Here is a 26,602-nt window from a genome sequence, read left to right as displayed (position 1 = left end):
GACAGTTTTGTATGTCGGTAATAACGTACAAATAACTTATCGACAGATACTTAATGCCATAGAATCACCAACTGATTCATACTAACCATAGTTCAAATTGTTCTAATTATTGATGCGTTATAAACCTTTTGCTGAGGGAAAACCTGTTTCATTAAGTTGTTATCCAGTTTCCAATGTTGGCTCAGTGCTGTCGCCATCCAACTGAAAGTATTGGTTGTTGGCATTAAGTCGCGGTTTTCAAACAGTTGCTCCGGTTTTAGGCCAGGCCATTTACCTTGAATATTTCCACCCTTCACGGCGCCGCCAGCTAAAAACATTACACTTCCAGTTCCATGGTCGGTGCCTCCCGTACCATTTTCTCTCACTGTTCGGCCAAACTCAGTTGCCAGTGCGACTACAGTGTTTTTCCACAGTGGTCCTAATGATGCTTTTAATTCAGCCAAGCCATCATCGAGTTCGGTGAGTTGTTTTTTTAGTCTGGGCTGTTGGGCGTTGTGTGTATCCCAGCCACCTATTTCGAGCATGGCGCAATCCATATCTGGACTTTGACTGAGCAACTTGGCACAACCACGGGTTAAACTTGAAAAGCTCGAACGCCCTTTTTGTTTGTCTAAACCTTGGGTTTTGTTTTTAATCTCAAGCCCATGATTGAGGTTTGCAAGTAATGAGGTGTCATCTTGATATAAAGTTTTCAAGGTTTGATAAATATCGTCATCAGCAGATTTGAGTTTCGCAGGATACCAAGTGTTTACACCTGATGAGCCTCTCAAGCTGACAGGTGTAGAGTAATCAATCGCAATAGCATCGGTTTTTTTCTGATTGAGTGCTCTGGCTAACCATCCCGTTTTGGTATTTTGTGTCCCTGTTCCACTCTCTAAATAATCTTGACCATCAAAGTGAGAGCGACTGGGGTAACCGCTGCCGACCGCAACAATCGGTAACAATTCTTTGTTTTGATACCAGTCATGCAAGTTCTTTAACGCCGGGTTTAAGGTAAACCCTTGAGACAAAGGCAATGTAGGTTGCTGGATTTGCTGAGCAAGGTTGGGGCGAAATGCTTTGTAGTTATCGTCACTTTCAGGAATGACGGTGTGTAATGAGTCAAGAGCACCTCGCATGATCACCCAAATAAATAATGGTCGATTTGGGTTATCTTGATTTTTCGCAAATACAAGTTTTGGGCTTTGAAATAGAACAATGGCACCACCCATTAATTTGATAAAGTTGCGGCGTTTCATAGCTTATCTCCTCAAGAACTCTGGACTCATCAACAATAGCGTAAGTGCATTTTGTCGGCTTTCAGCATGTTGTATTAAGGTTTGAGTGTTATCGGAAAGGGTATCGGCAAATAATCGCTGGCTGAGGACTTTGGGATTTGTTCTCTGCCTACGTTTCACCAATTGAGCTGACCAATCAATACGAGACATTAATGCACTTGGGCCATTCCAATTCGCTTCAATATCTCCGTAACCTTCTGGTGAATTGGCTTTAAATGGGCTTTGTCCAAGCAGATTAAGCGCCCAGATTAATGATTGATGACTTTTAGGCGTAAAGTTAAGCGCTCGATGTGCTGAAATAATGAATTCTCGTGGCGTTTTAAACTTAACGGGTTCTGGTTTCCAAGATTCATCGGCATTAATCATAGTGATCATCACTTGTTTGATGCTGCCATTCGTTTCTTGCCAACGTTTGAACATTTTGTCTTGTAAAGATTGTGGTGGTGTATCACTGATAAAGTGTTTGGCCAGCTTAAAGCACAAGTGTTTGGCAGTGGCAGGGTGTCGAGCAAGGTCGGTAATCATGGCTGTACCTTGCGCTTCTCCTTGCTGAGGATACTTTTTATCAAGTAATGTACGTTCTCCTGGTTCATGGCCACTGTCACGATAATAAAACCCAACGTTGTAGTCCTTTAACGGCAGGGCAACGCTCCAGCCTGTAATACCCTTTGCCAGCTCAATAACATCAGCTTGCGTATAGCCACTATTCACCCCCAGTGTGTGCAGCTCCATCATCTCACGAGCGAGGTTTTCATTTAGTCCTTTTTTACTGCGCTTGCCTATTTTTGAGTTAGGTCCAAAAGATCGGTCATTGTTTAAGTACACCAACATGGTGGGGTGGTGCATGACAGCCAGAACCATGTCTTCAAACTTATCGAGCATATGGGGGGCAATGGCTTCGCGTTCTAATGTTGGCGCTAACGCTACCATTTTTTGACCAAGTGCAGTGACACTGAAGTGATTTGAGAAGAAGTCGAGAAGTCGCCATGACAAGCTATCAGGAGAGCGGATGGCACGAATCAAAGTATCGCAACATAACTGCTGGTAGCTCTTTTGAAAAAAAGGTTTTTGTTTTTTTACTGATTTTTTTTGTTTATTGGGTAATACGCAATCAGCTGAAAAGTTTGAGTAGCGCCGCTGTTGAATAAACTCGGCCATGTGAAGTAAAAGTTGATTTGAGTTGGGCAGTTTCTCGTTGAATGTTGGTGGATTGAGTTGAGTAATGAGGAAAGATTTTGGATCTTTCTCTGCTTCTTTAAGCTCATTTAGGCGTGCACCTAATCCAAAGCGATTAACGGCAATAACAGCTTGAGTAGACATAGCGGCTCCTGACAACGACCAACCGTAACTAAATCGTAAAGAGTGTCATATTCAATATTTTATATCGAGGTGGGTTTGATAGAAGTTTATACAGTGATAAACCTCTTTAAACTTCACCTAATGACCTCATGTAATTCGATTTAGATATATGAACTGGTTTAATAATCATCAACTCAATTTAAGCGCTTTAGATTCAAATACTATTGTTTTTACAGATTTTTACGTTCATTGACAGATAAAATAAGTATTAAAAAATACACAAATTGATTAAGATAACCCCGTTTTGTTCATTTATTATAAGGATATTGATATGAGTGAAGTCGCTGCATCTGATCAAGAGTCGCGTAATTTAGGTATGCTACTTTGGATTGGAACTATTTTCTTTGGATTCATACCTGGTCTTATCTTGTATCTTATTAAGAAAGACGATCAGTATGTTCAAGAGCAATCTAAAGAAGCGTTGAATTGGTCTATCACTTCAATGATTGGTTATGCTATTTCAACAGTATTAGTGTTTATCGTCATCGGCTTTCTGGGTTATATGATATTGGGTATTGCCCATTTAATCTTTTGTATTCTTGGTGCAATTAAAGCCAGTAATGGTGAAGATTATCGAGTGAAGTATACCTTGAGACTATTGAAGTAGATTTCTGAATTTCAAAAAGCCAGCTTTCTTGATTAAAGAGAGCTGGTTTTTTTGTTTATGCTGTATTAATGAAAGAAACCATAACCAACTGAAATACTACGGCTGTAGTGAACAAATCTAGAGCGGCCTACGTAATTGATTTTTTGCAACTTTGAAGATTAAACTCTTGTTTTTTCAGCTTCGACAGGGAAGCGCACTGAGCCAAATTAAGCGATATCTGAAACCCAAATATCTGTGTCAGTCTAAAGTGGTATTGTTGACTCCCAGTTATACAATAAATCACCTGTCTCACGACGAATTTCAATCATTTCAGGTAGTGGTAACTCTTCTTTAGCGCTGAAGACCTTACCGATAAATAATGTTTCAGTATAGAAAACTTCACCTTGCTTGATGTAGTTGATTTCGTATTCAGCGTTATCTTGAATCTTACCATTTACTGGGTAACCATCAATGACCAAGCTGATCTTGAACTGAACTTGCGCCTAAATACAAACTGTTATTTTGCCGTTGTTAACTTGCTTGAAAATCTTATCGATAACAAGTTTACCTTCAATGCCTTCCCCAGTGATCTCTACGCTGTTAAAAGGAATTTATTCATTAGGGTTCAATGTATTGTAATAAAGAAGTTGATGCAGTGTAGCGTTTATAGCTAAGGAGTCTTCCTTATGGTTCGTGATGAGTGAGAAGTGTTCAAATATTTTTTGCTTATATGTTTAACATTTACAGGTAATTTATTTATTTGTTTTTATTGTTGATTTTTTGGTGTTGTTTTTATTTTAAAATGTTTTGTTAGTAAGTTTAACATTAATTAATACACTCTTTTTTGTTAAAAAAATTGAGGTTACTGATTATGAAATACGAAAAAATCACCGATTATCGCTTCATATATCAATCAAATCTAAGGGGATGAAGTCGGCGTTGATATTCTTTGTGAGTTACAAAACAGAGGATCCGAAAATGTCGAATTTCAACACATTACTTCGCGTTTTATGTATTTCGATTATCCCACTTACAGTTGTTTCTCACGCTGAACTTAACAACATCGATAGTGGACAGTCTCAACAGCTAAATAATTATTTACGGATGAGGTTTGATTTATCAGGAGACCCAGTTGTCACTTGGTGGAGTGGAAAAGTATTTGCAAAAACACCGCATCAAAAATTGAAGGCAGTAATGGGTTTTGAAGGATTTAATATTGGTAAGTTAGTTTTTTTAGGCAGTGGGAAATACCAGTGGCAATCTCGTGAGGTGACGTATTATACGGATCTCAATAGTCATAAAATTTTAAATACGTGGCACAACCCATACACAGGAAAAAGTGACTATGTATTGCAGTCTGCAATTGACCCAGACAATACAAAAAACTTTGATTCTGGCGATTTTTACCCAACGAATGATGGCTATTTAAGGCTTAATCAAGAGGTTATTATCGACAAAGTAAACCCATTGCCACCTAAAGAGTTTCCGATGGCTTCAACGGGTAACAGGTATATTGCGTCAGAACATTTTGAATATTTTGTTGCTCAACAAGACATAAATTCAAATGAAACGACGATCCCATACCGGGCAACTTGGGTTAGAACAAGCCCTTGGTTTCCATGGATGAAAATGGGCAAGCGTGAAGGTGGACTTTTATTGATAGGGGACAGTGGTAAACTTAATAGCATCAATGATTTGTCTCAGAATATATTAAATTATACTCAATTAAATTACCCCCAGTTTCTGAATGCGCCAGAAGAGTACAAAACTCCTAATCAAGATAGTTGGACTTACTATCGTGAATGGAAACGTCACCATTCATAGAATTAACTGATATTTGAGTAGGGTTAGTTGTGATGCACCTAACCCTATATCACAAGTTAACATGCGTACTTCGACGAGTGAATTTGATAGTATTCCTCAATTAACTGCTCGTCATATTTAGCTGCTGTTAAATCAATTCTCACACTCATTTGGTTTTGACCGAGCTCATGTAAAAGAGAGAAGTCATATTTATTTTGCTCTTCACGTTGGCTCAAAATTCTAATATTGCTATGAATGGGTAAGTCCTCAAAACAAGGCTCTATACAAATTATTCGTTGATCGGTGACAGTAAATCGAGCATTTTCAGTTTCAGGATATAGTCGGTTCAAAAGTACTTTACTGATTTGTTGACACCAATTTAAGATTAAAGTGTCACTAATAAAAGGACGAGAGTGGTGGTTTCTAAGTTGAGTCTTATATTGTTCTTTTAACCAAAAGTTAACATCAAACTCGTTATTTAACCCGTTTGATTGTAACTCTTCGAATTCGAAATTATAAATATTCTGAATAGAGCTTCTAGCATGAAATTGATTAGCGAGTTTCTTACAAAACTCTGAATAAGTGATCAACATTGTTTCGTATCCTTACTACAACAAAAAATCAGTACAGGGAAATTAAGTCTAGGATATTGAAGTGATTTTTCCATGCTGAAGATACTTTTCGTTACAGTGGTATGTCCTAATGTATTACTTTTTTAATTATTTAAGTGAAAAAAGTATAAATCATTGCCAAAAGTTTATGGCGCTATCGTATTGATTTTAAATGATAGTTGCTCGTGCTCTAATCAATTTATATGACAAATTCACTAAAATTTGCACTAGCTAATTGCACCAAACATGGTTCCACCTTACAATATGCGCCTTAAATTCTGATGTGTGGTGTGTCGGTTATTCGCATACTCCGTCTAATTCTTAACCTAACTAGATTAAAGTTGAATCATGGCTGACTTATCAAAATACAGAAACATTGGTATTTTTGCGCACGTTGATGCGGGTAAAACTACCACCACTGAGCGTATCCTAAAGCTTACCGGTAAAATCCATAAGATCGGTGAGGTTCACGATGGTGAATCTACTACTGACTTCATGGAGCAAGAAGCTGAGCGTGGTATTACCATTCAGTCAGCTGCTGTTACTTGTGAATGGAACAAGCACCGTCTAAACGTTATTGACACTCCTGGACACGTTGACTTCACAGTTGAAGTATATCGTTCTCTTAAAGTTCTTGACGGTGGTGTTGGTGTATTCTGTGGTTCTGGTGGTGTTGAGCCACAATCAGAGACTAACTGGCGCTATGCGAACGAATCTGAAGTTGCTCGTATCATCTTCGTAAACAAGTTAGACCGTATGGGTGCTGACTTCTTACGCGTTGTAAAGCAAACTAAAGACGTTCTTGCTGCTAACCCATTGGTAATGGTTTTACCAATCGGTATCGAAGACGAATTCAAAGGCGTAGTTGATCTACTTACTCGTAAAGCATGGGTATGGGATGAAACTGGCCAAGCTGAAAACTATACAGTAGAAGATATTCCAGCTGATATGGTTGATCAGGTAGAAGAATACCGTGAAATGTTGATCGAAACTGCTGTTGAGCAAGATGACGATCTAATGGAAGCTTACATGGAAGGCGAAGAGCCATCTATGGAAGACATTCAGCGTTGTATCCGTATGGGTACTAAAACAATGGCATTCTTCCCTACGTACTGTGGTTCTGCGTTCAAGAACAAAGGTATGCAGCTATTACTTGATGCTGTTGTTGATTATCTACCAGCTCCAAACGAAGTTGATCCACAGCCTCTTACTGACGAAGAAGGTAACGAAACTGGCGAACACGCTATCGTTTCTGCTGATGAGCCGCTAAAAGCGCTAGCATTCAAAATTATGGATGACCGTTTTGGTGCACTTACTTTCGTACGTATCTACTCTGGTCGCATTAAGAAGGGTGATACCATTCTTAACAGTGCAACAGGTAAAACTGAGCGTGTTGGCCGTATGGTTGAGATGCAAGCTGACGAGCGTAACGAATTAGATTCAGCTCAAGCTGGTGACATCATCGCAATCGTTGGTATGAAGAATGTTCAAACTGGTCACACTTTATGTGATGTTAAGAACCCATGTACGCTTGAAGCTATGGTGTTCCCTGAGCCAGTTATCTCTATCGCTGTATCTCCTAAAGATAAAGGCGGTAGTGAGAAAATGGGTATCGCAATCGGTAAAATGGTTGCAGAAGATCCATCTTTCCGCGTTGAAACTGACGAAGATTCAGGTGAAACCATCCTTAAAGGTATGGGTGAACTTCACTTAGATATTAAAGTTGATATCTTGAAGCGTACTTACGGCGTTGACCTAATTGTAGGTGAGCCACAAGTTGCTTACCGTGAAACGATTACTCAGCTTGTTGAAGATTCTTACACGCATAAGAAGCAATCTGGTGGTTCTGGTCAGTTTGGTAAGATTGATTACGTTATCCGTCCAGGTGAGCAAAACTCTGGTTTCACTTTCAGCTCTTCAGTTGTTGGTGGTAACGTACCTAAAGAATTCTGGCCTGCAGTTGAGAAAGGTTTCGCATCTATGATGCAAACTGGTACTGTTGCTGGTTTCCCAGTACTTGACGTTGAACTAGAACTTGTAGATGGTGCTTTCCACGCAGTTGACTCTTCAGCTATTGCGTTTGAAATTGCTGCTAAAGGTGCATTCCGTCAAACTATGCCAAAAGCTGGCGCACAGCTTCTTGAGCCTGTAATGCACGTTGACGTGTTCAGCCCAGAAGACAACGTAGGTGACGTAATTGGTGACCTTAACCGTCGTCGCGGTATGATCAAAGATCAAATGGCTGGCGTTACTGGTGTTCGTATTAAAGCTGACGTACCGTTATCAGAAATGTTCGGTTACATCGGTTCTCTACGTACAATGACATCTGGTCGTGGTCAATTCTCTATGGAATTCTCTCACTACAGTGCATGTCCAAACAGCGTTGCTGAAAAAGTAATTGCTGAAGTTAAAGAAAGAGAAGCTAAGAAGTAATTCTAACTTTTATTCTTTAATTCAAAAACCGCTGTAATGTCAGCGGTTTTTTTATGTCTTATGAAAAATGACAGAGAGTATCGAAAAAATGTGAAGAAAGCTTAATTTAACTTTTATTTCATTCACTTGTTACGGTAAACGAGCATTACTATACTGAGCTTATGTCAAACTAACTTGAAGAACTAAGCATGAGTACAAGTGTAACGCAGCCACGTGTTCCTCAAAATGGTTTTGTCTCTCCTGGTGATGTTCCTCTTCAACCGATGGGCCAAACTGGCTCAGGTCGTGTTTCTCAAAACTCGACTCAAGGTAGTCAGTTTAATCCGGAGCAAGCACCGTTATCTGAATCGTATGATCTTGATGTTCCAAATAATGTGTCTGACGTCCACCGCAAGATTGCTGAGGCGAAGAACAAAGAAATGGAGGAGTTGGTCAATAACTTTGAAGAGGCGCAAGAGGCTGGTTTAGAAACTGCGGCAATGGATATCCTTGAACGTATTTACACATTGATTGGCCATACAGCATTGCTAGCGGGGGCTATTCTTTTAACCGGAGTAACGCTTGGCGCTGCTACGCCCCTTGCTATTTGGGCTGGGGCTGGCGTGGCAGTAAGTACGGCCGATTTATGCTGCTCAACGATTAATTTAGGTTTAAGAGCCGCTGGTAAAGATGGTTTCAAATATCATGGTGATTCTATATCAAATATTCTGGAGGCATTACTCCGTAAAGGTGGAATGGATGATCAAGAAAAAATAGATAAAATCACCAACGTTGTTTCTAACTATTGTATTCGATTTCCACTTGGAGGTTTGACGGCGCGTGCAAATTTAATGCATCGACCCGGATTTCGCACTAAAGAGAATCAGTTTAACCAATCGTTCAGAGGTTATGATATTCGAGACCCTGTATTATTTTCGGGTGATAAGAAGGAAAAAGCAAGAGAACTAATGGAGAAACGGAAAGCAAACGGAGAGTTAAATTTTGAAGTTGGTGGTAGTAAGCCTAAAAAATCAGAGGCGACTCCTCCTTCGGGTGCTCGACATACTCCGCAAGCAAGGCCGAGCTCGCACTCAAATCCAGCTACGCAAGTTAATTCCAATAATCAACAAAATCCGCCTTCTGTAGATACTAATGATGGCGTCCCACCCTTAGATTTAGATGCTGAGCTAGGACAGGACTTGGCTGGTGAGGCTCGAACAGCTGCAAGTCAAGGAAGTAACCAGGTGATTAATGAATCTCTAGAATCAATGAGCTTAGGTAGCTCGTCGCCTGATCCGTTACAGACAAATCGAAATGAAAAAGCAAACCAAAGCGTAAGAACAAATGATGCAACTGCAAGACTCCAGCCGAATGCTAATGTCGAACTCATGAATCATAATAGTTTACGGGCATGATTTGTTTCACCATCAATTGTAAACTCGTATTGCCTCTAAACTCATTCACATCTAATGTATAAACCAATGATACTTTATTTATTTGAGCATCTGGCCATATATTTAAATCAACATTAAAAGCTATGGCGTCAACTAAACGGCGGCTGCAAGACGTTTCTAGCACCAGTTTTAAGTGTTTTTCGCCGACCAGTCGCTGTTGAACGATTTTAAACTCACCATCAAAGCTGGGTTCTTCAAATTCTTGACCCCAAGGGCCTGCGAATTTAAGTAAATCTGCTGTTTCTTGCTCAAGAAATTTGACGTCTAACTCACCATCGGTTTTATATTCGCCCGTTAACAGTGCATCGGTAACCCATTCATCGACTATGGCTTCGAAATGCTGCTTGAAAGCTTCAAATGCATCGGCTCTGATCGATAAACCTGCCGCCATAGCATGACCACCAAACTTAATGATTAAACCAGGAACTTGAGTATTAATTCGGTCGAGTAGATCACGCATGTGCACGCCCTTTATTGAGCGTGCTGATCCTTTAATTTCACCATTTTCTCCTAAAGCGAAAGCAATGACTGGTCGATGGTATTTATCTTTAATTCGCGATGCGAGGATACCAATAACCCCCTGATGCCAATCATCTTGATATAGCGCCAGACCTTTAGGCATAGACGCTTCATGAACGCTAAATGCTTTGAGCATTTTAAGTGCTTCATGCTGCATGCCTGCTTCCAATTCGCGTCGGTCTTGGTTTAGCCCATCGAGTTCAGCGGCCATGCCTCTAGCTTTCATGATGTCGTCACAAAGGAGCAGTTCGACACCCAAAGACATTTCATCCAGACGACCAGCAGCATTCAAGCGAGGACCAACAGCAAAGCCAAAATCAGATGCTACAGCTTTCTGCGGATTGCGCTTGGCAATATCTAGTAACGCCGTGATTCCTGGACGGCATTGACCTGCTCTGACTCGTTTAAGGCCCGCTTCGACTAGAATACGGTTATTGGCATCCAGTGGCACGACATCAGCAACCGTGCCTAAAGCTACAATATCTAACAGGCTCGCTAAATTAGGTTCAGGAATATTCTTTTGTATGAACCAACCTCGAGTTTTTAGCTCAGTCTTTATGGTGGTCATTAAGTAGAATGCGACCCCAACACCAGCCATGGCTTTACTGGCAAATTGGCAACCATATTGGTTTGGGTTAACAATGGCTGCAGCCTCTGGAAGCTGCTCACCAGGAAGGTGATGATCGGTAACTACGACAGGAATATCCAGTTGATTAGCTCGTTCAACGCCCGAAATTGAGGAGATACCATTATCAACTGTAAGCAATAGCTCTGCGCCTTGTTGTTGAGCTAAATCGACGATTTCTGGGCTGAGGCCATAACCATAATCAAAGCGATTTGGAATGAGATAGTTGACTTTAGTTGCCCCCATCATTCGCAATGCTAACATACATACCGATGTCGATGTTGCACCGTCAGCATCAAAGTCACCGATAATAAAAATAGATTTATTAGCTTCAATGGCACTGGAAATGATCGTTGCAGCTTCTGCTTGTCCTTGCATTGTGCTTGGTCTAAGTAGGCCTTTGAGTTCAAGTTGACACTGTTCAGACATTACTCCACGGCTGGCTAAAATTTGCTTCAGTAGTGGATGTAATGAGTTGGGTAAATGTGAGTCATCAACGTGTGGACGGCGAACAATTTTATAAGGCACAATAATTTCCAAGCAATAAAAAGGCGGCAAATTTGCCGCCAGATTATCATAACGAAATGATTAGTGATTTTCTATGGTCTGTAATAAACGAGCTGGCGGCTGGTAGCCTGGGATTAACGTGCCATCTTCAAGGATAATGGCTGGAGTGCCGTTAATGCCGAAGCTTTGACCTAATTGATACTGCTCAGCAATTTTTGCATCACATACTTTATTAGATACGTCATTGCCTGCTTTAGCATCATCCATTGCTTTCAATGGGTCTTTTGAACACCAAATTGATTGCATTTCTTTCGCTACTGAAGAGTTTGCACCAGCACGAGGAAAAGCGAGGTAACGAACAGTAATACCTTCGTCATTGTATTGCTGCATTTCTTTATGAAGTTTACGGCAGTAGCCACAAGTGATGTCGGTAAATACAGTAACAACATGCTTTTCATTTTTTGCTTTATAAACCAGCATGTCAGGTTCAAATTTTTTCAGTGCGGCAATACGAGGTTTACCCATCGCTTTTTCAGTAAGGTTTTTAAACCCATTCGATAGGTCAAACATGCTGCCATTAATCAGCTTAGTACCATCACTGTTAATATAAAATACACCACGATCGGTCATTGCAAGGTATAGACCTTTTATCGGTGTGTCTTGCATGGACATCACTTTCAATCCTGCAGTTTTGGTTAATTTTTCTTTGATGGCGTCAATGTTAGGTTTTGCAACGTCTGCTGCATGTGCCGTTCCAAATGCTAATAAACAGCACAAGGATAAAATACGGGAGAACTTCATGGGGTATCCTAATTAAGGTTAATGCTATCAGTGGTCTCTTCATTAGACCTGAGTAATTGCTTAAAAGTTACAACCTTATTCACTTTAAAGCAAATATTCATATAGTGTGATTAAGCTTGGAATAAGGGAGTGATACATTAATTACCCCCTTGGGTGATGTTGTTGATGTAACTGCTGAAGTCTTGCCTTAGCTACATGAGTATAGATTTGAGTCGTGGATAAATCACTATGTCCTAATAAGAGCTGAACCACTCTCAAATCTGCACCATTGTTCAGCAAGTGCGTCGCAAAAGCGTGTCTTAGGGTATGAGGCGATAGCTCTGAATGGATGCCAGAAATCACTGCATAGTGTTTAATGCGATGCCAGAATGTTTGTCGAGTCATTTTCTGACCGCGCCTTGATGGGAAGACAACATCTGAAATTTTATCACCAAGTAATAGAGGTCGAATTTTGGCGTAATAAGATTCAAGTTGTTCGACAGCGACTTCACCTAAAGGGACCAGTCTTTCTTTGTCACCTTTACCTACAACTCTAACCAAACCTTGGCGTAAGCTAATCTGGTCTACTGTTAGAGATATGAGCTCAGTGACACGTAAGCCTGTTGCATATAGCAGTTCCAACATCGCTTTATCACGAGCTTCAATCACATCCTCCTCGTTTGGAGTGGAAAGTAAAGCGTCGACTTCAGCTTCAGTGAGACTGGTTGGTACCTTTTGTCCAAGCTTAGGTGAATCGATTAAAGCAGTAGGATCTTTACTGATTTGTTTGGTTGATAATAAATATTGATAGAAACGCCTAAGACTGCTCAACATCCGCGCTTGTGATGTTTTTGCAGGTTGTGTTTTAAATCTGTGTTCGATAAACAATTGAATGTGGCTTTGTTCTGCATAAAGCAGTCGAGAGCCTTGTTGTTGTAAGAACTTATCAAGATGCCTTAAGTCAGTTCGATAAGCCGACAATGTGTTGTCGCTTAACCCTTGTACTGACCAAAGGTGATCTAAAAAACGATCTAAATTAGGATCTTGTTGATATTTGTTTTGGCTCACGTTCTACATGTTTGGCATGTGTTTATTTTAAAATATCATCAATCTGCAACAGAATCGAATTGCAAGTCATTGTCGGGTAAAAATAAACACAAAATCAGTGTGCATGCCATAGGAAGTAGCCAGCCAAGACCATTATCAAATAAAGGCAACTGTGTCAGAGAACCAATGTGATAATGGGCAATAGAGAGCGTATTGATCAATACTGTAACACCCACAACCGCATAGTTAGTCAATTTTGGTTGTTTCATTAATGGGGTAAACAAGCCACAAATAATCAAAGCGATCAAAATTGGATAGAAAAAGTTCAATACTGGTTGGGTTAGGTGAGTGAGCTCGGCAAGCCCTATATTCGCAATTAGCACGGTGACAATAGTTGTTGATATTGCAATTTTCCGATAGCTGATTTTTGGAAACATCTCATGGAAAAATTCACCATTTGCCACGATAAAACCAATAGCAGTTGATAAGCAGGCTAAGAATACAGCCATGCCCAATAGTACTTCCCCAAACCAACCAAAATGAGCTTGTGTATAAGCCAGCAATATTTGTGGACCGCTTAATGCTGCAGTTGTTTTTCCTGCTTCAGAGAGCCCCATATAACAAAAAGCAAAATAGATCAGAGCAGTAAAGATTGGCGCACTAAAGGTCGTGAGCATAAAGCCTTTAAAAATGCCTTTAGAGGAATGAATTGATCGTCGTCTTAATGTGTCAAAGACAATAATGCCGAATACAGGGATACATGTGACATCAAGCGTGTTATAGCCCTCGAGAAAACCACTGATATAGGCAGAGTTGTTATGGTCGTAGCTTGGTGGTGCGATGGTCGGAAAGTGAGTGAAAAATAGTGGGACAGATAAGATAAATATTAAAAGTAAAAGCAAAGGAGTGATCACTTTCCCAACAGTCGTTACCAGCTGGCTTGGCGTTAATGATAACCAAAGGGCAAATGTGAAGAATGCAACGGTGAAAACCAACAGGGCTATCTGCAACGACAAATTTGAGCCATCAATGAGGTGAGTCTGTAATAAAACAGGTTTTAACCCTAACTCAAATGAAACGATACCGTTACGAGGCCCACAAAGAATAGGCCCAAGCATCAAATATAATACGGCAATGAAACCTTTGCCGTATTTCTTCGGCCAAAACTTAGTCAAGTTACCCTGCATGATGCCAAATGCAATTAAAGCCAAAAAAGACAGTAGCGACGTGGAGCTTAAAAAACCGAGGACTGCAGAGAAACTGTCTGAACCGTACTTGAAACCCAAGGTAGGTGGAAAGATGACATTGCCAGCGCCAAAAATAAAACCGAATGTCATAAAAGTAATAGAGCAGACTTCTGAGAGTGAGAATTTAGATGAGGTCACAGGCATACACGAATAGGTTTTCAGGCGGCCATTTTATGGTTGAATTCGAGTTAATGTTGGATTGTTTGAACGTTTGTCAGTTTACATTCAGCTATTGCAGGTTGAACTTTGCTCTAAGTTTATGACACGATTCCACTGATTAACCTTGTGTCCAAGTGCAGCATAAAATGCAATGAATAAGTAGCAAGGTATTAATACTAAGTATGCACTGATCATATTTTCAGAGGTTGAGCCTAGTTCAGCATATAGCATGGGGAGCATGGCTCCGCCTGAAAAGCTCATTACCAGCATTGCCGACCCCATGGTCATAGTCTTCCTATTAAGTCCCTTTAACGCCAAGGGCCAAATAGAGGGCCAAATAATGGCGTTGACTAAGCCTAACATGGCGACGAGAACCACGACATTAGGTACTGCTGGAGCATGGGTCCATAAGAACCAAGTATTCCAAATGCTGTATAGCTGACCGCTTGAGTTGATAATAAAATAAGTGATTACTGTGCCTAATAAAGACATGAAAAGTAGTGCTTTTTCCTGTTTTATCCAACGAGGGATTAAACTGATCCCCAAGATATAACCAATGACCATAAAGGCCATGGTATAAGCCGTTAAACTGGAAAAGTTTGTCACATTGAAGGCCTTTCCTAATAAACCGATGGTATCGGCCGCAACCACTTCTGTTCCTGCAGCGAAAAATAACGCCATCACACCAAGAATGAGGTGTGGATACTTAAATGGATTATCATAGTGTTCAGGCTTATCTTGATTAACTCTTTCTAAATCGCACTCAGGAAGTGGTGATAACAATACGCACATCGCTAAAACTAATAGAATGATGGCCATTGCTAGGTAGGGCGTCACTAGTTTAGCTGAAAGTGCATTGAGAGTGATCAATTGTTGAGCGTCACTCATTTGCGATAATGCCGATTGAGAGTAGTGAGATACATCTGTAAATACCAATGACGTAAATACGATAGGGGCAATAATGCCCGCTCCTTTATTCAATATCCCCATGAAACAAATACGAACAGCAGCCGTTTCTCTTTTTCCGAGCAACACCATATAAGGACAAGCTGCAGTCTGGAGAATGGTCAGTCCGGAACCTAATATAAAAAGACCCGCTAAAAAGATCTCAAATGAACGCATCTGTGCTGCCGGAATAAAAATTATTGAACCTAACATCATTAATAGAAAGCCGATGACCATACCAAATTTGTAGCCAGTATGATTGAGTACCACAGATAGAGGCAACGCTGTGACAGTATAAGAAATATAGAAAGCCATTGAAATTAAGTAGGCTTGGCTTGGGGTTAAGTTGAATGCAATTTGTAGCGTAGGAATGAGGGAGCCATTCAGCCATGTAACAAAGCCAAATATAAAAAAGAGTAAGCCAATAATGAGCATTGGAACTAATGAACTTTTTTGCTTCTCAGGCATAGGTAAGTTCTCTCATTCAATCAGATAGATGCTCTGCCGATCATTGAAGCCATTAGCAAAGCATTTAGCTTGGCTGTTAATCGGAATAATGTGTGTTATTTACTGCCTGAAGAATAAAATGCTCTTATACCTTGGGTGATAGACAAGCAAGGCGCAGTCAATAATCAATAGTAATTATATATTCCTTGGCTGTATGCAGAATGAACGAGTTGTAAGTAGAAAAAGGCGCTATTCAATTAAAATTTAAAATAACGCCAGATTTATGAAGATGTAAGATTACCCTTGTTTCTTTGATGGTAGGGTTAAGCAAGCAAACATGGCGATCATGGTCGGAATCAACCATGCAAGGCCTTGATCAAACAATGGCATGAAATCGAAAACATGAATATCAAATCCAGAAGCAGATAGCCCATCCACAATACCAAACAACAGTGCTACACCCACAACGATGCGATGTGATAACTCTGGATTATTCAACTTTGGCGTAATGTAAGTGATAGCAACTAAAGCAATGGCGACAGGATAAATACTGACAAGTACCGGAATGCTTACTTCAATTAACTGAGTTAACCCAACATTGGCAACAATCGCACAAATAATGCTAAAGAAAACCACTAGAGGCTTATAAGAAAAAGCAGGTATTAGATCTTCGAAGAACTCAGAACAAGCAACAATTAAGCCTACTGCGGTGGTTAAACAGGCCAGAGAAACGACTCCTGACAACAGTATAGAACCCATATAACCAAATTCAGCATCAACATAATTTGTTAAAATTTGACCGCCGTTTTCTGCTCCGTCTGCGAGCTCTCCTGCTGAAGCGCCTAAGAAGAACAATGAAATGTAAACGAAAGCTAGACCCGTTGCGGCAATAATCGCAGCTCTCACTAAATAGCGAGTTTGAGATTTAGGATCGCTGACGCCTTTTTTCTTTAAAACATCAATGATCAACATACCGAACATGAGCGAGGCTAACGTGTCCATGGTGTTGTAGCCTTCAATAATCCCTTTCGTTAAAGGGGTATTGAGGTATTCCCCAGTTGGCACCGAGGGCGGCGTACCATGGAAGAATATGACTGAAAATGATAATACAATTAACAAAGTGATGAGTAATGGTGTCAGCACTTTACCGACACTGTCGAGCAACTTGCCAGGATATAAAGCCAAAAATAGTGCAATAGTGAAGAAGCAAAGTGTAGATAGCATTTGGCTATAATTTAGGTCTATACCGCCGAGTGATATCATTGCAGAGGTATCATTTAAAAATGGCTTTACCCCAATCTCATAGGCCACAAGTCCCGTTCTTGGTGCGGCAAACGCAGGGCCAATAATGATGTAAATAGCAATGGCGATGATGGTGGCTACAACGGGAGGTAAAAACTTCATCACACTTCCATTGCTTCGTGCTACAGCAATAAGTCCTGAGAGTGGAAGGCCAACCGCAGTAATTAAAAAGCCCATCATTGCCCAAGACATGTTTTCACCGGCTAACATGCCTGCAAATGGTGGGAAAATTAGGTTACCTGCTCCTAAAAAAAATGCAAAGGTCATAAACCCTAGGCCAAAGGTATCTCCAAGACTCATTTGTTTGTTTTGCACTACAAACCTCTTAACTGTTATTTTGTTTTTGTAATATCTTTTTTTGATAACTTAAGGTAAAAAAAAGCCTTTGGCTAGAGTTTCGGCAAAACAATGGTAAAATTGTATACCTTGTTCAGTTGAAAACGTGCGGAATTGACACGTCTCACAGTATTCTTATTTAATCGAAGAACCCGCTATAATCTCGCCTTTCTATTAAGTGATATTTTTATGCCGTTTAGTTTTAAACAATTTCATATCGACGATAGCCAATGTGGCATGAAAGTGAGCACCGACTCTGTCATATTAGGCGCATGGGCATCACTCACTCAGGCCAAAAATATTCTTGATATTGGCAGTGGAAGTGGCTTATTAGCTTTGATGAGTGCGCAAAGGAGTCATGCTAGTATTGTCGCCATTGAATTAGATTCACAAGCTTGTAAAGCCGCGAAAACGAATGTCGAAAAAAGCCCTTGGGCTCACCGAATTGAGGTGATTCAAGACGATATTATTCATTATGCTGCTCAGCATGATGCCAAGTTTGAGCATATTATCTGTAATCCACCGTATTTTTTGTCTGGACCACAGACTCAGCAACAAAGCCGTGCTGACGCAAGGCATACTAATACGTTGAGTCATCAACATCTCATTAATGCGATTGAAACGTTATTAATAGATAATGGTACAGCGAGCCTTATTTTACCGACAGAGGTCGCAGATGATTTTTTTTCACTTATCGAGTCGAGTGGCTTAAATCTTAGTGCCGTGAAAGCCGTTATTCCTGTTGAAGGAAGCGCACAACGTCGAGTTCTATTCAGTTTAAGTCGAGCAGAACAGCCCACTCGATTCCTTGACCCTTTGACACTAAGGGATAAACAAAATCAATATACTGATGAAATGATCGAACTTAGCAAAGATTTTTATCTGAATCTCTAATATAATGCGCCGCCTAATCTGCTGCTTGGAATGAAAATAATGAACTTTGATGAATTTGATTTAGATGCTGAATTGCTAGAATCACTGGCAAGAATGGAACATAAATCGGCCACGAGTGTTCAAAAACAAGTTATTCCTTATGCGCTCGAGCAGCGAGATATTATGGCTATGGCGCCAACAGGAACGGGTAAAACGGCCTGTTTCCTATTGCCTGCTTTGCAGCATATCATCGATTTTCCAAGAAATTTTACCGGCCAAGCTCGTGTGCTTATCCTGACTCCAACGCGTGAATTAGCCAGCCAGATCCACCGTTATGCCACACATTTGGCAAACTCATTAGATTTAGATATAAACATCATTACTGGTGGTGTTCCGTACGCTCCGCAAGAAGAAGCGTTAAAAGACAATGTTGATATCTTAGTCGCAACACCAGGTCGTTTATTAGAATATTTAGATAAAGGCAACTTTACCGCAGAAGATGTAGAGCTGCTAATCATTGATGAAGCTGACCGCATGCTTGATATGGGGTTTGCTAATGTCGTTAAAAGTATTGCACTTGAAGCCCATGGCTGTAAGCAAAATATGCTGTTTTCGGCAACCCTTTCCACTGGTGGTGTCGCTCGGTTTGCTGATGAGCTGTTAACGGATCCTATTCGGGTTGATATTGATTCCCCGACCCGAAAAGAAAAAGGCAAAATTCATCAATGGGTACATTTAGCCGACGATAAACAACATAAATTTGATTTATTGACGTTTTGGCTAAGACAAGAAGAAGTAGAGCGTACGATTGTTTTTTGTAAAACTCGTGAGACGGTTGCAAGTCTTGAGGGCTTGTTACAGCAAGCAGGAATTCAAGCGGCGTTTTTACGTGGCGACATGGAACAAAAACAAAGGTTCAAAGCGCTTGGACGATTCACCAAGGGCGAAGTGAATGTATTACTTTGTACTGACGTTGCAGCGCGAGGTATTGATATTGAAGGTATTACGCACGTAATCAACTTTGATATGCCACGCACTGCAGATATCTATGTGCACCGTATTGGCCGTACCGCAAGAGCGGGAGCCAAAGGAACGGCAATCTCGTTGATAGAAGCGCATGATGTTCGGATTCTGAATAAGATTGAGCGCTATACTGAGCAGAAACTAAAGCGTCGTATGATCGATGGCTTGAGACCAAAAAATAAAGAAGCCAAAGCCCCAGGTAAGAAAAAAGATAAAGTTAAGATGAAAGCGAAAGCTAAGGCACGCAAGAAGAAAAAATAAATTTTGTCGCTTTATTGATGTATTGATGAAAGGTCACCTCGGTGGCCTTTTTTAATACCTTAAATCCAACAAAAGTACTGCTCATCACGTGAGTGGTTATTTACAAATGATACATTCACAAAAACTAATACTTTAGTATTATAAATTTTATTACAATGTTATTAACATTTAGTCGTTTTTTATTAACAAGTATTCTGGTAATTTAAGCAAGATTTCGCCCTGAGAAGGATAACAAGGCCTCATGAGTAGTTACACTTTGTGGTTAAGACGCTTGTCACCACTATTGATTTTCATTTTTTCAGTAATCGTTTTTATTTTATTAAATCCAAGTAAGCCAGAATTAAAACAAGATGCGCAAAAACCGGCGCTGCCAATTGTTGAAGTCATGGAGATATCGCCACAGTCATTAGCGTTAATGATTCCATCTTACGGCGTCGCACAACCAAAATATAAAACAAAAGTGGTTGCAGAAGTGAGTGGTCGTATTATCGAGCTTTCACCTGTGTTTGTTAGCGGTGGTTTTTTGAGAAAAGGGGATGTTCTCGCAAAAATTGATCCGGCTGATTACCATGCAGATTTACTTCAAGCCGAGGCTCAATTCGCTCAAGCTCAAGCGTCTCTCGATGAGGAAATTGCTCGAGGTGAAGTCGCAAAAGTCGAATTTAAAGGTTACAACAGTGGTACTCCACCAAGTCTTGGTTTACGCAAACCGCAACTGCAGCGTGAGCAAGCTAATGTTAAAGCAGCGAAAGCGGCGTTAGAAAAAGCCAAGCGTAACTTTGAACGAACGATTATTTCAGCGCCTTTTGATGCCATTGTTAAAGCAAGAAGTGCTGATTTAGGGCAGTTTGTGTCAACAGGCAGTGAAATCGGTCAATTGTTTGATACTCAAATTGCAGAGATAAGATTGCCAATTTCAACTCATGAACTTGTTCATTTAGAGTCTTTAATGAAGCCGAATATGGACGTTGACCTGATGAGTCAGTCGGGTGAAAACTATCAGCATTGGCAAGGCCGTATTACGCGAAGTGAAGGTATTGTTGATGAAAAAAGCCGAATGGCTTACTTGATTGCAGAAGTTCAAGACCCTTATCAAAGAGACATCCAACAACAAAAACAAACGTTACCCTTACAGTTCGGTACTTTCCTTGATGCAAAAATTACCGGTAAAGTCGTTTCTCAAGCCGTCAAACTGCCAAGACACCTTGTTCGTGACGGTTTAGTCGCCGTTGTGACTGCTGAAAACAAAATTGAAATGCGTACTGTTTTACCCGTCCGTAGTGATGCTGAGAATGTTTATATTCAAAATGCCTTCAAAACAGGAGATCGAGTATCACTGACACAATTCACCAGTTTAGCTAATGGCCAAGAGGTTGAAGTTCTCGGTGAAAAAAGCAACAAAGATACCACCAAAGAGACGCAACAGGATAACAACTAATGGACAAGCCAAAAGGGATTATTGCTTGGTTTGCCTATAATAATGTTGCAGCAAACCTATTAATGTGGGTGTTGATCATTGGTGGCTTATTCAGTGCAAAATTGATCAACAAAGAAATTTTTCCGACATTTGAACTCAATTACCTCAATGTTTCGGTTGCCTACCCTGGTGCGGCACCACAGGAAATTGAAGAAGGCATTGTTATTAAAATTGAGGAAGCCATTAAAGATATTTCCGGTATCGAAAAAATGACTTCCGTAGCGGGCGAGGGCGTCGGCTCGGTCAATATCGAAGTGACCTCTGGCTATGAAGTTCAAGATGTCATGGATGAAGTTAAATTGGCTGTTGATGCCATTGCTACTTTTCCTGCCAACATTGAAAAACCGAATATTTACCGTCAAAAGCCGGAGAATAATGTCATATGGGTTTCCGTTTCTGGCGAAATGACCCAAGCGGATATGAAAGAGTTTGCTAAAAAAGTTCGTGATGATTTAGCCAACCTGCCAGCTGTGACCAAAGTTAAGCTCCGTGGTATGCCTGATTATGAAGTTGGTATTGAGGTTTCTGAAGATAAACTGAAAGAATACCGCTTAAGCTTTGTTGATGTTGCACAGGCAGTGCAGAACTCTTCGGTCGATTTACCCGGTGGTGCGATTCGAGCGAAAAATGGCGATATCTTACTCAGAACCAAGGGGCAAGCTTATACACAAAGCGACTTTGAGCGCATTGTTGTAGCAACCCAGCCAGATGGTAGTCGCATTATGTTACCGCAGGTAGCGAGCATTAAAGACGGCTTCCAAGAAGGGCTTTTTTATACTCGTTTTGATGCGAAACCCGCAGCAATTATCGAAGTTTTAAGTATTGATGATCAAAACGCAGTAACCATCGCCAACCAAGTCAAACAATACATTGCCGATGAGCAAGCCAGTTTACCAAAAGCTGTCACTTTAGGTTATTGGGGAGACTTAACGCATTACCTTGAAGGGCGTCTTAATATGATGATCTCCAATATGGTAATGGGTGCCTTATTGGTGTTTTTATTGATGGCGTTTTTCTTGGATTTAAAACTCGCTTTTTGGGTGATGTTAGGGATCCCAATCTGTTTTCTCGGTACTTTGCTGTTGATGCCATTTGATCCATTCAATTTGACATTAAATATGATTACCTTATTCGGCTTTTTATTGGTGCTGGGGATTGTGGTCGACGACGCAATTGTGATTGGTGAGAGTGTTTATACGGAAATCGAGTCTCATGGTCACTCGGTTGAAAATGTGATTAAAGGTGCTCACCGAGTTGCGATGCCTGCAACCTTTGGTGTGTTAACGACGATTGTTGCGTTTATTCCAATGTTGATGACACCGGGGCCGTTTGGTGTGATTCCAATGTCGATAGCCTTGGTGATTATTTTGTGTTTGGCGTTTTCGTTAGTGGAGTCCAAATGGATTCTTCCTGCGCATTTGGCACACATGAAAATGAGACCAAAAAAAGCACCGAATAATGCGTTTAGCCGCATAAAATATAAATTTAACCATGGCTTACAGCGCTTCATTCAACAGACTTACCGCCCATTCATCAGTAAGTGCGTTAATGTACGTTATAGCGTATTAATGACGTTTATTGGTTTACTTGTTGTGACGTATGGTTTAATTGAAAGCGGAAAAGTGCGTTGGGTTTTCTTCCCAAATATTCCGTCTGACTTTGTTCAAGTTCAGTTGGAGATGGAAAATGGCACTGCCGAAACTCATACCTTAAAAGTGGTGCAAGAAATTGAAGATGCTTTGTATCGTGCAAGTGAGCAGCTAGAAAGCCAATACGGTGAACAAGTCTTATTGCACTCGCAAATTGATATGAATAATCGTACTAATGCCTTTATTTTTGCTGAATTAACTAAAGGTGAAGACCGAACCGCGACCAGCGATGAGATTGTCGAAGTTTGGCGTAACCAATTGCCTGACTTTGTGGCCGTTAAAAAGCTGGATATGAATGGCAGCACCAGCGCAGGTGGCGGTGGTGATATTGCCTTCAGATTGACGGCAACAGACTTGGGCGAATTGAGTAAAGCCGCCACTGAATTGAAACAAAAACTGGCGACTTACCAAGGTGTATACGGCATCAGCGATAATTTATCGTCAGGAAGCCAAGAAATTCGTTTAAACATTAAACCTGAAGCTGAATCTTTAGGGTTGAGCTTGTCTGACTTAGCACAGCAAGTTCGTTACGGTTTCTATGGTTATGAAGCCCAGCGAATTCTTCGTAATAAAGAAGAAGTCAAAGTGATGGTGCGCTACCCATCTGAAGAGCGTAAAACGTTAGGTCATTTAGAGAGTATGATGATCCGTACGCCTCAAGGTGATGCGATTCCATTTAGCAATGTCGCTGAAATCGAGACCGGGGAATCTTTTTCATCCATTAATCGTGTTGATGGCAAGAGAGCGATTACGGTCGTTGCTAGCGTAGATAAAACGAAAGCTGAACCCTCGAAAATTACCGGGGAAATCCAGAAAGAGTTTTTACCGGTACTTGCACAAAAGTATCAGCGCATTTCTACTACCTTAGACGGTGCCAGTAAAGATGAACAAGAAGCCTTGTATACCATGCTTAAAGGGGCCTTCTTTATTCTGTTCACTATCTATGCACTGATGGCGATTCCATTAAAATCGTACTCGAAACCATTGATCATTATGTCGGTGATCCCGTTTGGAATTATCGGTGCCGTGTTTGGTCACATGTTGATAGGAATTCCGCTTAATATCCTCAGCTTGTATGGGATCTTGGCATTATCGGGGGTTGTTGTGAATGACTCTTTAGTCATGGTTGATTTTATTAATAAGGCCAGAAAGCAAGGGTTATCCATTAAAGATACCGCGATTGAAGCGGGCGTGAGTCGGTTTAGAGCCATCATCTTAACTTCGTTAACCACGTTTATTGGTTTGGCGCCCATCATGTTAGAAACCAGTTTACAGGCTAAGATTGTGATCCCAATGGCTGTATCGCTCGCCTTCGGTATTCTGTTTGCTACTTTTGTTACCCTGATTCTTGTGCCGTCTCTCTATGTTATTTTAGAAGACATAAAGCGAGTATCTTCTAAGGTGTTTCATTGGTGGTGGCAGCCCAAGCAGGTTTAAGTATCAAAGGGGGCGTGTTTGCTCCCTTTCTTTTCGACTGCAATTCGAAGGTTATATGTTAAGATGCTTGTAAGTTTCGAATATATTGCAGACCCATGCTGACAAACGGCACAATTCCTCAACTCAAATCATTACTCTTTTCAGCTCAAGGCATTAATTGGTCTTATCAACGTAAGCTTGCGCTCGCAAGTCAGTTGATTATGTTGCTATTAGGGATGGTTTTATTGACGAATGTCATTATCAATGTCGGTGAGCGTCGTTTGCAAAATGATTGGGCAACACAGAGATACGGTGAGTTACAAACACTTGGAACCATGCTCTCTGACAAAGTAAGTTTTCAAGAGTTTCGTACAAGGACGTTTGCTCAGAGTGAGTCGTTAACGCACTATCTTGAATCGCCATCAGCCGAACAAAAGCAAAATATGCTTAAGAGCTGGAGTAACCTTACTGCCAACATTCCTGATCTATTGGAAATTGCTTTATTTGATACTCAAGGTAATTTAGTTACTTCCAGTTCGACTAACAGTTTTATCATTCGCCTGCCTGCTGAGGTTATCAATAACAAAACCGCATACAGTGGCAATAATGTTTTTACTTCAGATATCAAGTTTGCTCCCATAAATGGTCGTCTTGAACCTTATTGGTATCAAGTGTCTTGGATTGATAATCCGTCGGCTAAGAAACAAGGGTTTCTAGTGACGTTTATGTCGTTGAACAGTACCTTACAGCGAATAAAACCAGATATCGGCATGAATAAATCATCGTTTATTATGCTTGATGCACAAGGGGCATTATATACCGGTAGTGGTATTGAAAAAATACAACAGGCACAGGCTCAAATCGGGATTGGAGGCAGCTTTGCACAAGCGCTTCCTCAAGTTTGGCGTGAAATCGTACTGACCAAGTTCGGCCAGTTTCATAGTACTGATGCGACGTTTGTGTTTTTAAAAATCGATTTAACCGCACAAGATAATATTGATAGAGATTATTATTTGGTCTCATTTGTCTTAGACAAAGGCATTGTTGCTCGTTTTGCCCATTGGCGACAGTTGATGATTATCGCCATTTCCTTACTGACGATCCTTGCTGGTGCCGTGATTATTTTAGGGCACTTGTTTAAGCTAGAAAAGCGAGCCCGTGGCTATAATGTTGAATTGGTGGACAGTCTTTTCAATGATAATCATGGCGTACTGATCGCTGGGGAGAACGGGCGTATTGTTGTAGCCAATAACGCTGCAGCATCGATATTGAATATTTCAAGAGACAAGCTCATTGAACGTACTTTGGCTCGAGTGTTCCATATTGAATCGGATGACTTCCAATTATTAAGAGATGAGTTTCTTGCTCAGAAAATGTGGTCAGGAAAGTTTGACCTGCGCCAGTATGGGTCTGGTGTGGTTGATGTTGACGCTAAAATAGCTCCAGATTCCCAGTATTTAGAGCAGGGTTTTGCCATTATCAATCTCAATGACAACAGTGCACTCGTTCAATCTCAAGAGCGTGAATATTTGTTAAAGAAGTTGTCTGACTCGGCAATCCCTGTCGCTTTAATCGATACTCGTGGTCACCTCATCAAAGTGAATAACCAATTCGATAGTTTCCTACGTTTAGGTGGCGCAACAGATAAAACCTTAATCGAGCTTTTTGGCGCTGAGATTGAACCTCAGTGGAATCAAATCCAACAACAGATATCATTAAAAGGTTCTTGGCAAGGGCACTTATCGATGCTTGCCGATGGCAGTTTTATCAATGTGGATATTTTATTGAATAATTATACGGCTGAAAACTCTGACAACGAGCATCTTATTTGTACATTATTGCCAATCAAAAAGGGCAAAAGCAGTCCTCAAGTCAGAGAATCAATTCCGTTCAGAAGTGCGATTCTTGTCAGTTATTCAGACGTCGAGCGCTACTTTAAAAGTCTTGACAGTCATAAGCGACTTCATTCCAGTATGATGCTCATGGAAATAACGCCTGATGGCGTGTTCAGCCACATCAGTGACAGAGATAAACTTGAAAAGCGTCAACAAGATATAGAAATGCGCTTGTTACTTGAATTGCCAAAAGCGTATCAATTAGCGCAATGGCAATTAGGTAAGTTAATGGTGATATTGCCAAATACGAGTGCTGACGAAGCCCATCAGTTTGCATTGGATATCATGAAGAGGCTCAATGAACACGGACTGTCTGATGGAGTATGTGTAGGGCTCGTGGTCTATCACGAAGGACAAACGTTTTCACAATTTATGGATAATGCCGAAGTGGCGCTCAAACGTGCTAAGCATAATGGTGAACATAATATTTGTCAGGCGTATACTCGCTCAGTCTCGATGGTTAATTCTTAATTAAGCGGCCATAAAGTCGCTAATTACTTTGAGTACCTTCAATTAAAATATTTTAAACATTAGGTTTTAAGATTATTTTGATTGTACTGTGATAGATGAGTTTGTTGTCTAAGGTTTCAAA

At 40.6% G+C, this 26,602-nt stretch carries 19 protein-coding genes; 9 read left to right on the top strand and 10 right to left on the bottom strand.

Annotated features, from left to right (window positions below; all coding sequences use genetic code 11):
- Positions 1 to 92: 92 nt before the first annotated feature.
- Both AC1EU2_RS05130 and AC1EU2_RS05125 read right to left on the bottom strand, forming a co-directional pair.
- Positions 93 to 1,238, bottom strand: a complete 1,146-nt coding sequence (locus AC1EU2_RS05130) for a DUF1501 domain-containing protein (protein ID WP_480296907.1) — start codon at positions 1,236 to 1,238, stop codon at positions 93 to 95.
- A 3-nt stretch (positions 1,239 to 1,241) separates the two neighbouring features.
- Complete coding sequence (locus AC1EU2_RS05125) at positions 1,242 to 2,597, bottom strand: DUF1800 domain-containing protein (protein WP_480296906.1); 1,356 nt, start codon at positions 2,595 to 2,597, stop codon at positions 1,242 to 1,244.
- 310 nt (positions 2,598 to 2,907) lie between these two features.
- Between AC1EU2_RS05125 and AC1EU2_RS05120 the strand changes: the two genes are divergently transcribed.
- A complete protein-coding gene (locus tag AC1EU2_RS05120; protein ID WP_480296905.1) occupies positions 2,908 to 3,243 on the top strand; it encodes a DUF4870 domain-containing protein in 336 nt (111 codons plus the stop codon).
- 242 nt (positions 3,244 to 3,485) lie between these two features.
- Here AC1EU2_RS05120 and AC1EU2_RS05115 read toward each other — a convergent pair whose 3' ends face one another.
- On the bottom strand, positions 3,486 to 3,701 hold the full coding sequence (locus AC1EU2_RS05115; protein WP_480296904.1) for a hypothetical protein: 216 nt from the start codon (positions 3,699 to 3,701) through the stop codon (positions 3,486 to 3,488).
- 499 nt (positions 3,702 to 4,200) lie between these two features.
- Between AC1EU2_RS05115 and AC1EU2_RS05110 the strand changes: the two genes are divergently transcribed.
- Positions 4,201 to 5,046, top strand: coding sequence for a DUF1838 family protein (locus tag AC1EU2_RS05110; RefSeq protein ID WP_480296903.1), 846 nt, complete (start codon positions 4,201 to 4,203; stop codon positions 5,044 to 5,046).
- 56 nt (positions 5,047 to 5,102) lie between these two features.
- On the opposite strand, the gene AC1EU2_RS05105 is transcribed toward AC1EU2_RS05110, so the two are convergent.
- Positions 5,103 to 5,618, bottom strand: a complete 516-nt coding sequence (locus AC1EU2_RS05105) for a hypothetical protein (RefSeq protein ID WP_480296902.1) — start codon at positions 5,616 to 5,618, stop codon at positions 5,103 to 5,105.
- Between the two features lie 366 nt (positions 5,619 to 5,984).
- Between AC1EU2_RS05105 and fusA the strand changes: the two genes are divergently transcribed.
- Together fusA and AC1EU2_RS05095 are read left to right on the top strand one after the other, a co-directional pair.
- On the top strand, positions 5,985 to 8,069 hold the full coding sequence (gene fusA, locus AC1EU2_RS05100) for an elongation factor G (protein WP_480296901.1): 2,085 nt from the start codon (positions 5,985 to 5,987) through the stop codon (positions 8,067 to 8,069).
- A gap of 188 nt (positions 8,070 to 8,257) precedes the next feature.
- Entirely contained in the window at positions 8,258 to 9,463 is a 1,206-nt protein-coding gene (locus AC1EU2_RS05095; RefSeq protein ID WP_480296900.1) for a hypothetical protein, read from the top strand.
- On the opposite strand, the gene recJ is transcribed toward AC1EU2_RS05095, so the two are convergent.
- The 6 genes from recJ to brnQ (AC1EU2_RS05065) all read right to left on the bottom strand — a co-directional run bounded on the left by recJ (position 9,435) and on the right by brnQ (AC1EU2_RS05065) (position 17,380).
- The gene (gene recJ, locus AC1EU2_RS05090; protein ID WP_480296899.1) at positions 9,435 to 11,174 is read right to left on the bottom strand and encodes a single-stranded-DNA-specific exonuclease RecJ; all 1,740 of its coding nucleotides are present in this window, start codon (positions 11,172 to 11,174) and stop codon (positions 9,435 to 9,437) included. The genes AC1EU2_RS05095 and recJ overlap by 29 nt on opposite strands.
- A gap of 60 nt (positions 11,175 to 11,234) precedes the next feature.
- A complete protein-coding gene (gene dsbC / locus AC1EU2_RS05085; protein WP_480296898.1) occupies positions 11,235 to 11,954 on the bottom strand; it encodes a bifunctional protein-disulfide isomerase/oxidoreductase DsbC in 720 nt (239 codons plus the stop codon).
- Positions 11,955 to 12,095: 141 nt separating this feature from the next.
- A complete protein-coding gene (gene xerD / locus AC1EU2_RS05080; RefSeq protein ID WP_480296897.1) occupies positions 12,096 to 13,001 on the bottom strand; it encodes a site-specific tyrosine recombinase XerD in 906 nt (301 codons plus the stop codon).
- A 38-nt stretch (positions 13,002 to 13,039) separates the two neighbouring features.
- The gene (gene brnQ, locus AC1EU2_RS05075) at positions 13,040 to 14,317 is read right to left on the bottom strand and encodes a branched-chain amino acid transport system II carrier protein (protein WP_480297081.1); all 1,278 of its coding nucleotides are present in this window, start codon (positions 14,315 to 14,317) and stop codon (positions 13,040 to 13,042) included.
- Positions 14,318 to 14,452: 135 nt separating this feature from the next.
- Positions 14,453 to 15,799 carry an MFS transporter gene (locus tag AC1EU2_RS05070; RefSeq protein WP_480296896.1) on the bottom strand — a complete coding sequence of 449 codons (1,347 nt, stop codon included), beginning with the start codon at positions 15,797 to 15,799 and terminating at the stop codon, positions 14,453 to 14,455.
- A gap of 276 nt (positions 15,800 to 16,075) precedes the next feature.
- On the bottom strand, positions 16,076 to 17,380 hold the full coding sequence (gene brnQ, locus AC1EU2_RS05065; RefSeq protein ID WP_480297080.1) for a branched-chain amino acid transport system II carrier protein: 1,305 nt from the start codon (positions 17,378 to 17,380) through the stop codon (positions 16,076 to 16,078).
- 225 nt (positions 17,381 to 17,605) lie between these two features.
- On the opposite strand from brnQ (AC1EU2_RS05065), the gene AC1EU2_RS05060 reads away from it, so the two are divergent.
- The 5 genes from AC1EU2_RS05060 (at position 17,606) to AC1EU2_RS05040 (ending at position 26,481) form a co-directional block, all read left to right on the top strand.
- Positions 17,606 to 18,310: a tRNA1(Val) (adenine(37)-N6)-methyltransferase gene (locus AC1EU2_RS05060; protein WP_480297079.1), complete on the top strand. Its 705-nt coding sequence runs from the start codon at positions 17,606 to 17,608 to the stop codon at positions 18,308 to 18,310.
- Positions 18,311 to 18,349: 39 nt separating this feature from the next.
- A complete protein-coding gene (gene srmB / locus AC1EU2_RS05055; protein ID WP_480296895.1) occupies positions 18,350 to 19,573 on the top strand; it encodes an ATP-dependent RNA helicase SrmB in 1,224 nt (407 codons plus the stop codon).
- A gap of 241 nt (positions 19,574 to 19,814) precedes the next feature.
- Entirely contained in the window at positions 19,815 to 21,011 is a 1,197-nt protein-coding gene (locus AC1EU2_RS05050) for an efflux RND transporter periplasmic adaptor subunit (RefSeq protein ID WP_480296894.1), read from the top strand.
- A complete protein-coding gene (locus AC1EU2_RS05045; RefSeq protein ID WP_480296893.1) occupies positions 21,011 to 24,136 on the top strand; it encodes an efflux RND transporter permease subunit in 3,126 nt (1,041 codons plus the stop codon). Before AC1EU2_RS05050 ends, AC1EU2_RS05045 begins: the two co-directional genes overlap by 1 nt.
- Positions 24,137 to 24,231: 95 nt before the next feature.
- Positions 24,232 to 26,481, top strand: a complete 2,250-nt coding sequence (locus AC1EU2_RS05040; protein WP_480296892.1) for a PAS domain-containing protein — start codon at positions 24,232 to 24,234, stop codon at positions 26,479 to 26,481.
- The last annotated feature ends 121 nt before the right edge of the window (positions 26,482 to 26,602 follow it).

The organism is Parashewanella sp. 2304DJ23-3 (assembly GCF_056591695.1).
This window is presented reverse-complemented; position numbering and strand designations above follow the sequence as displayed.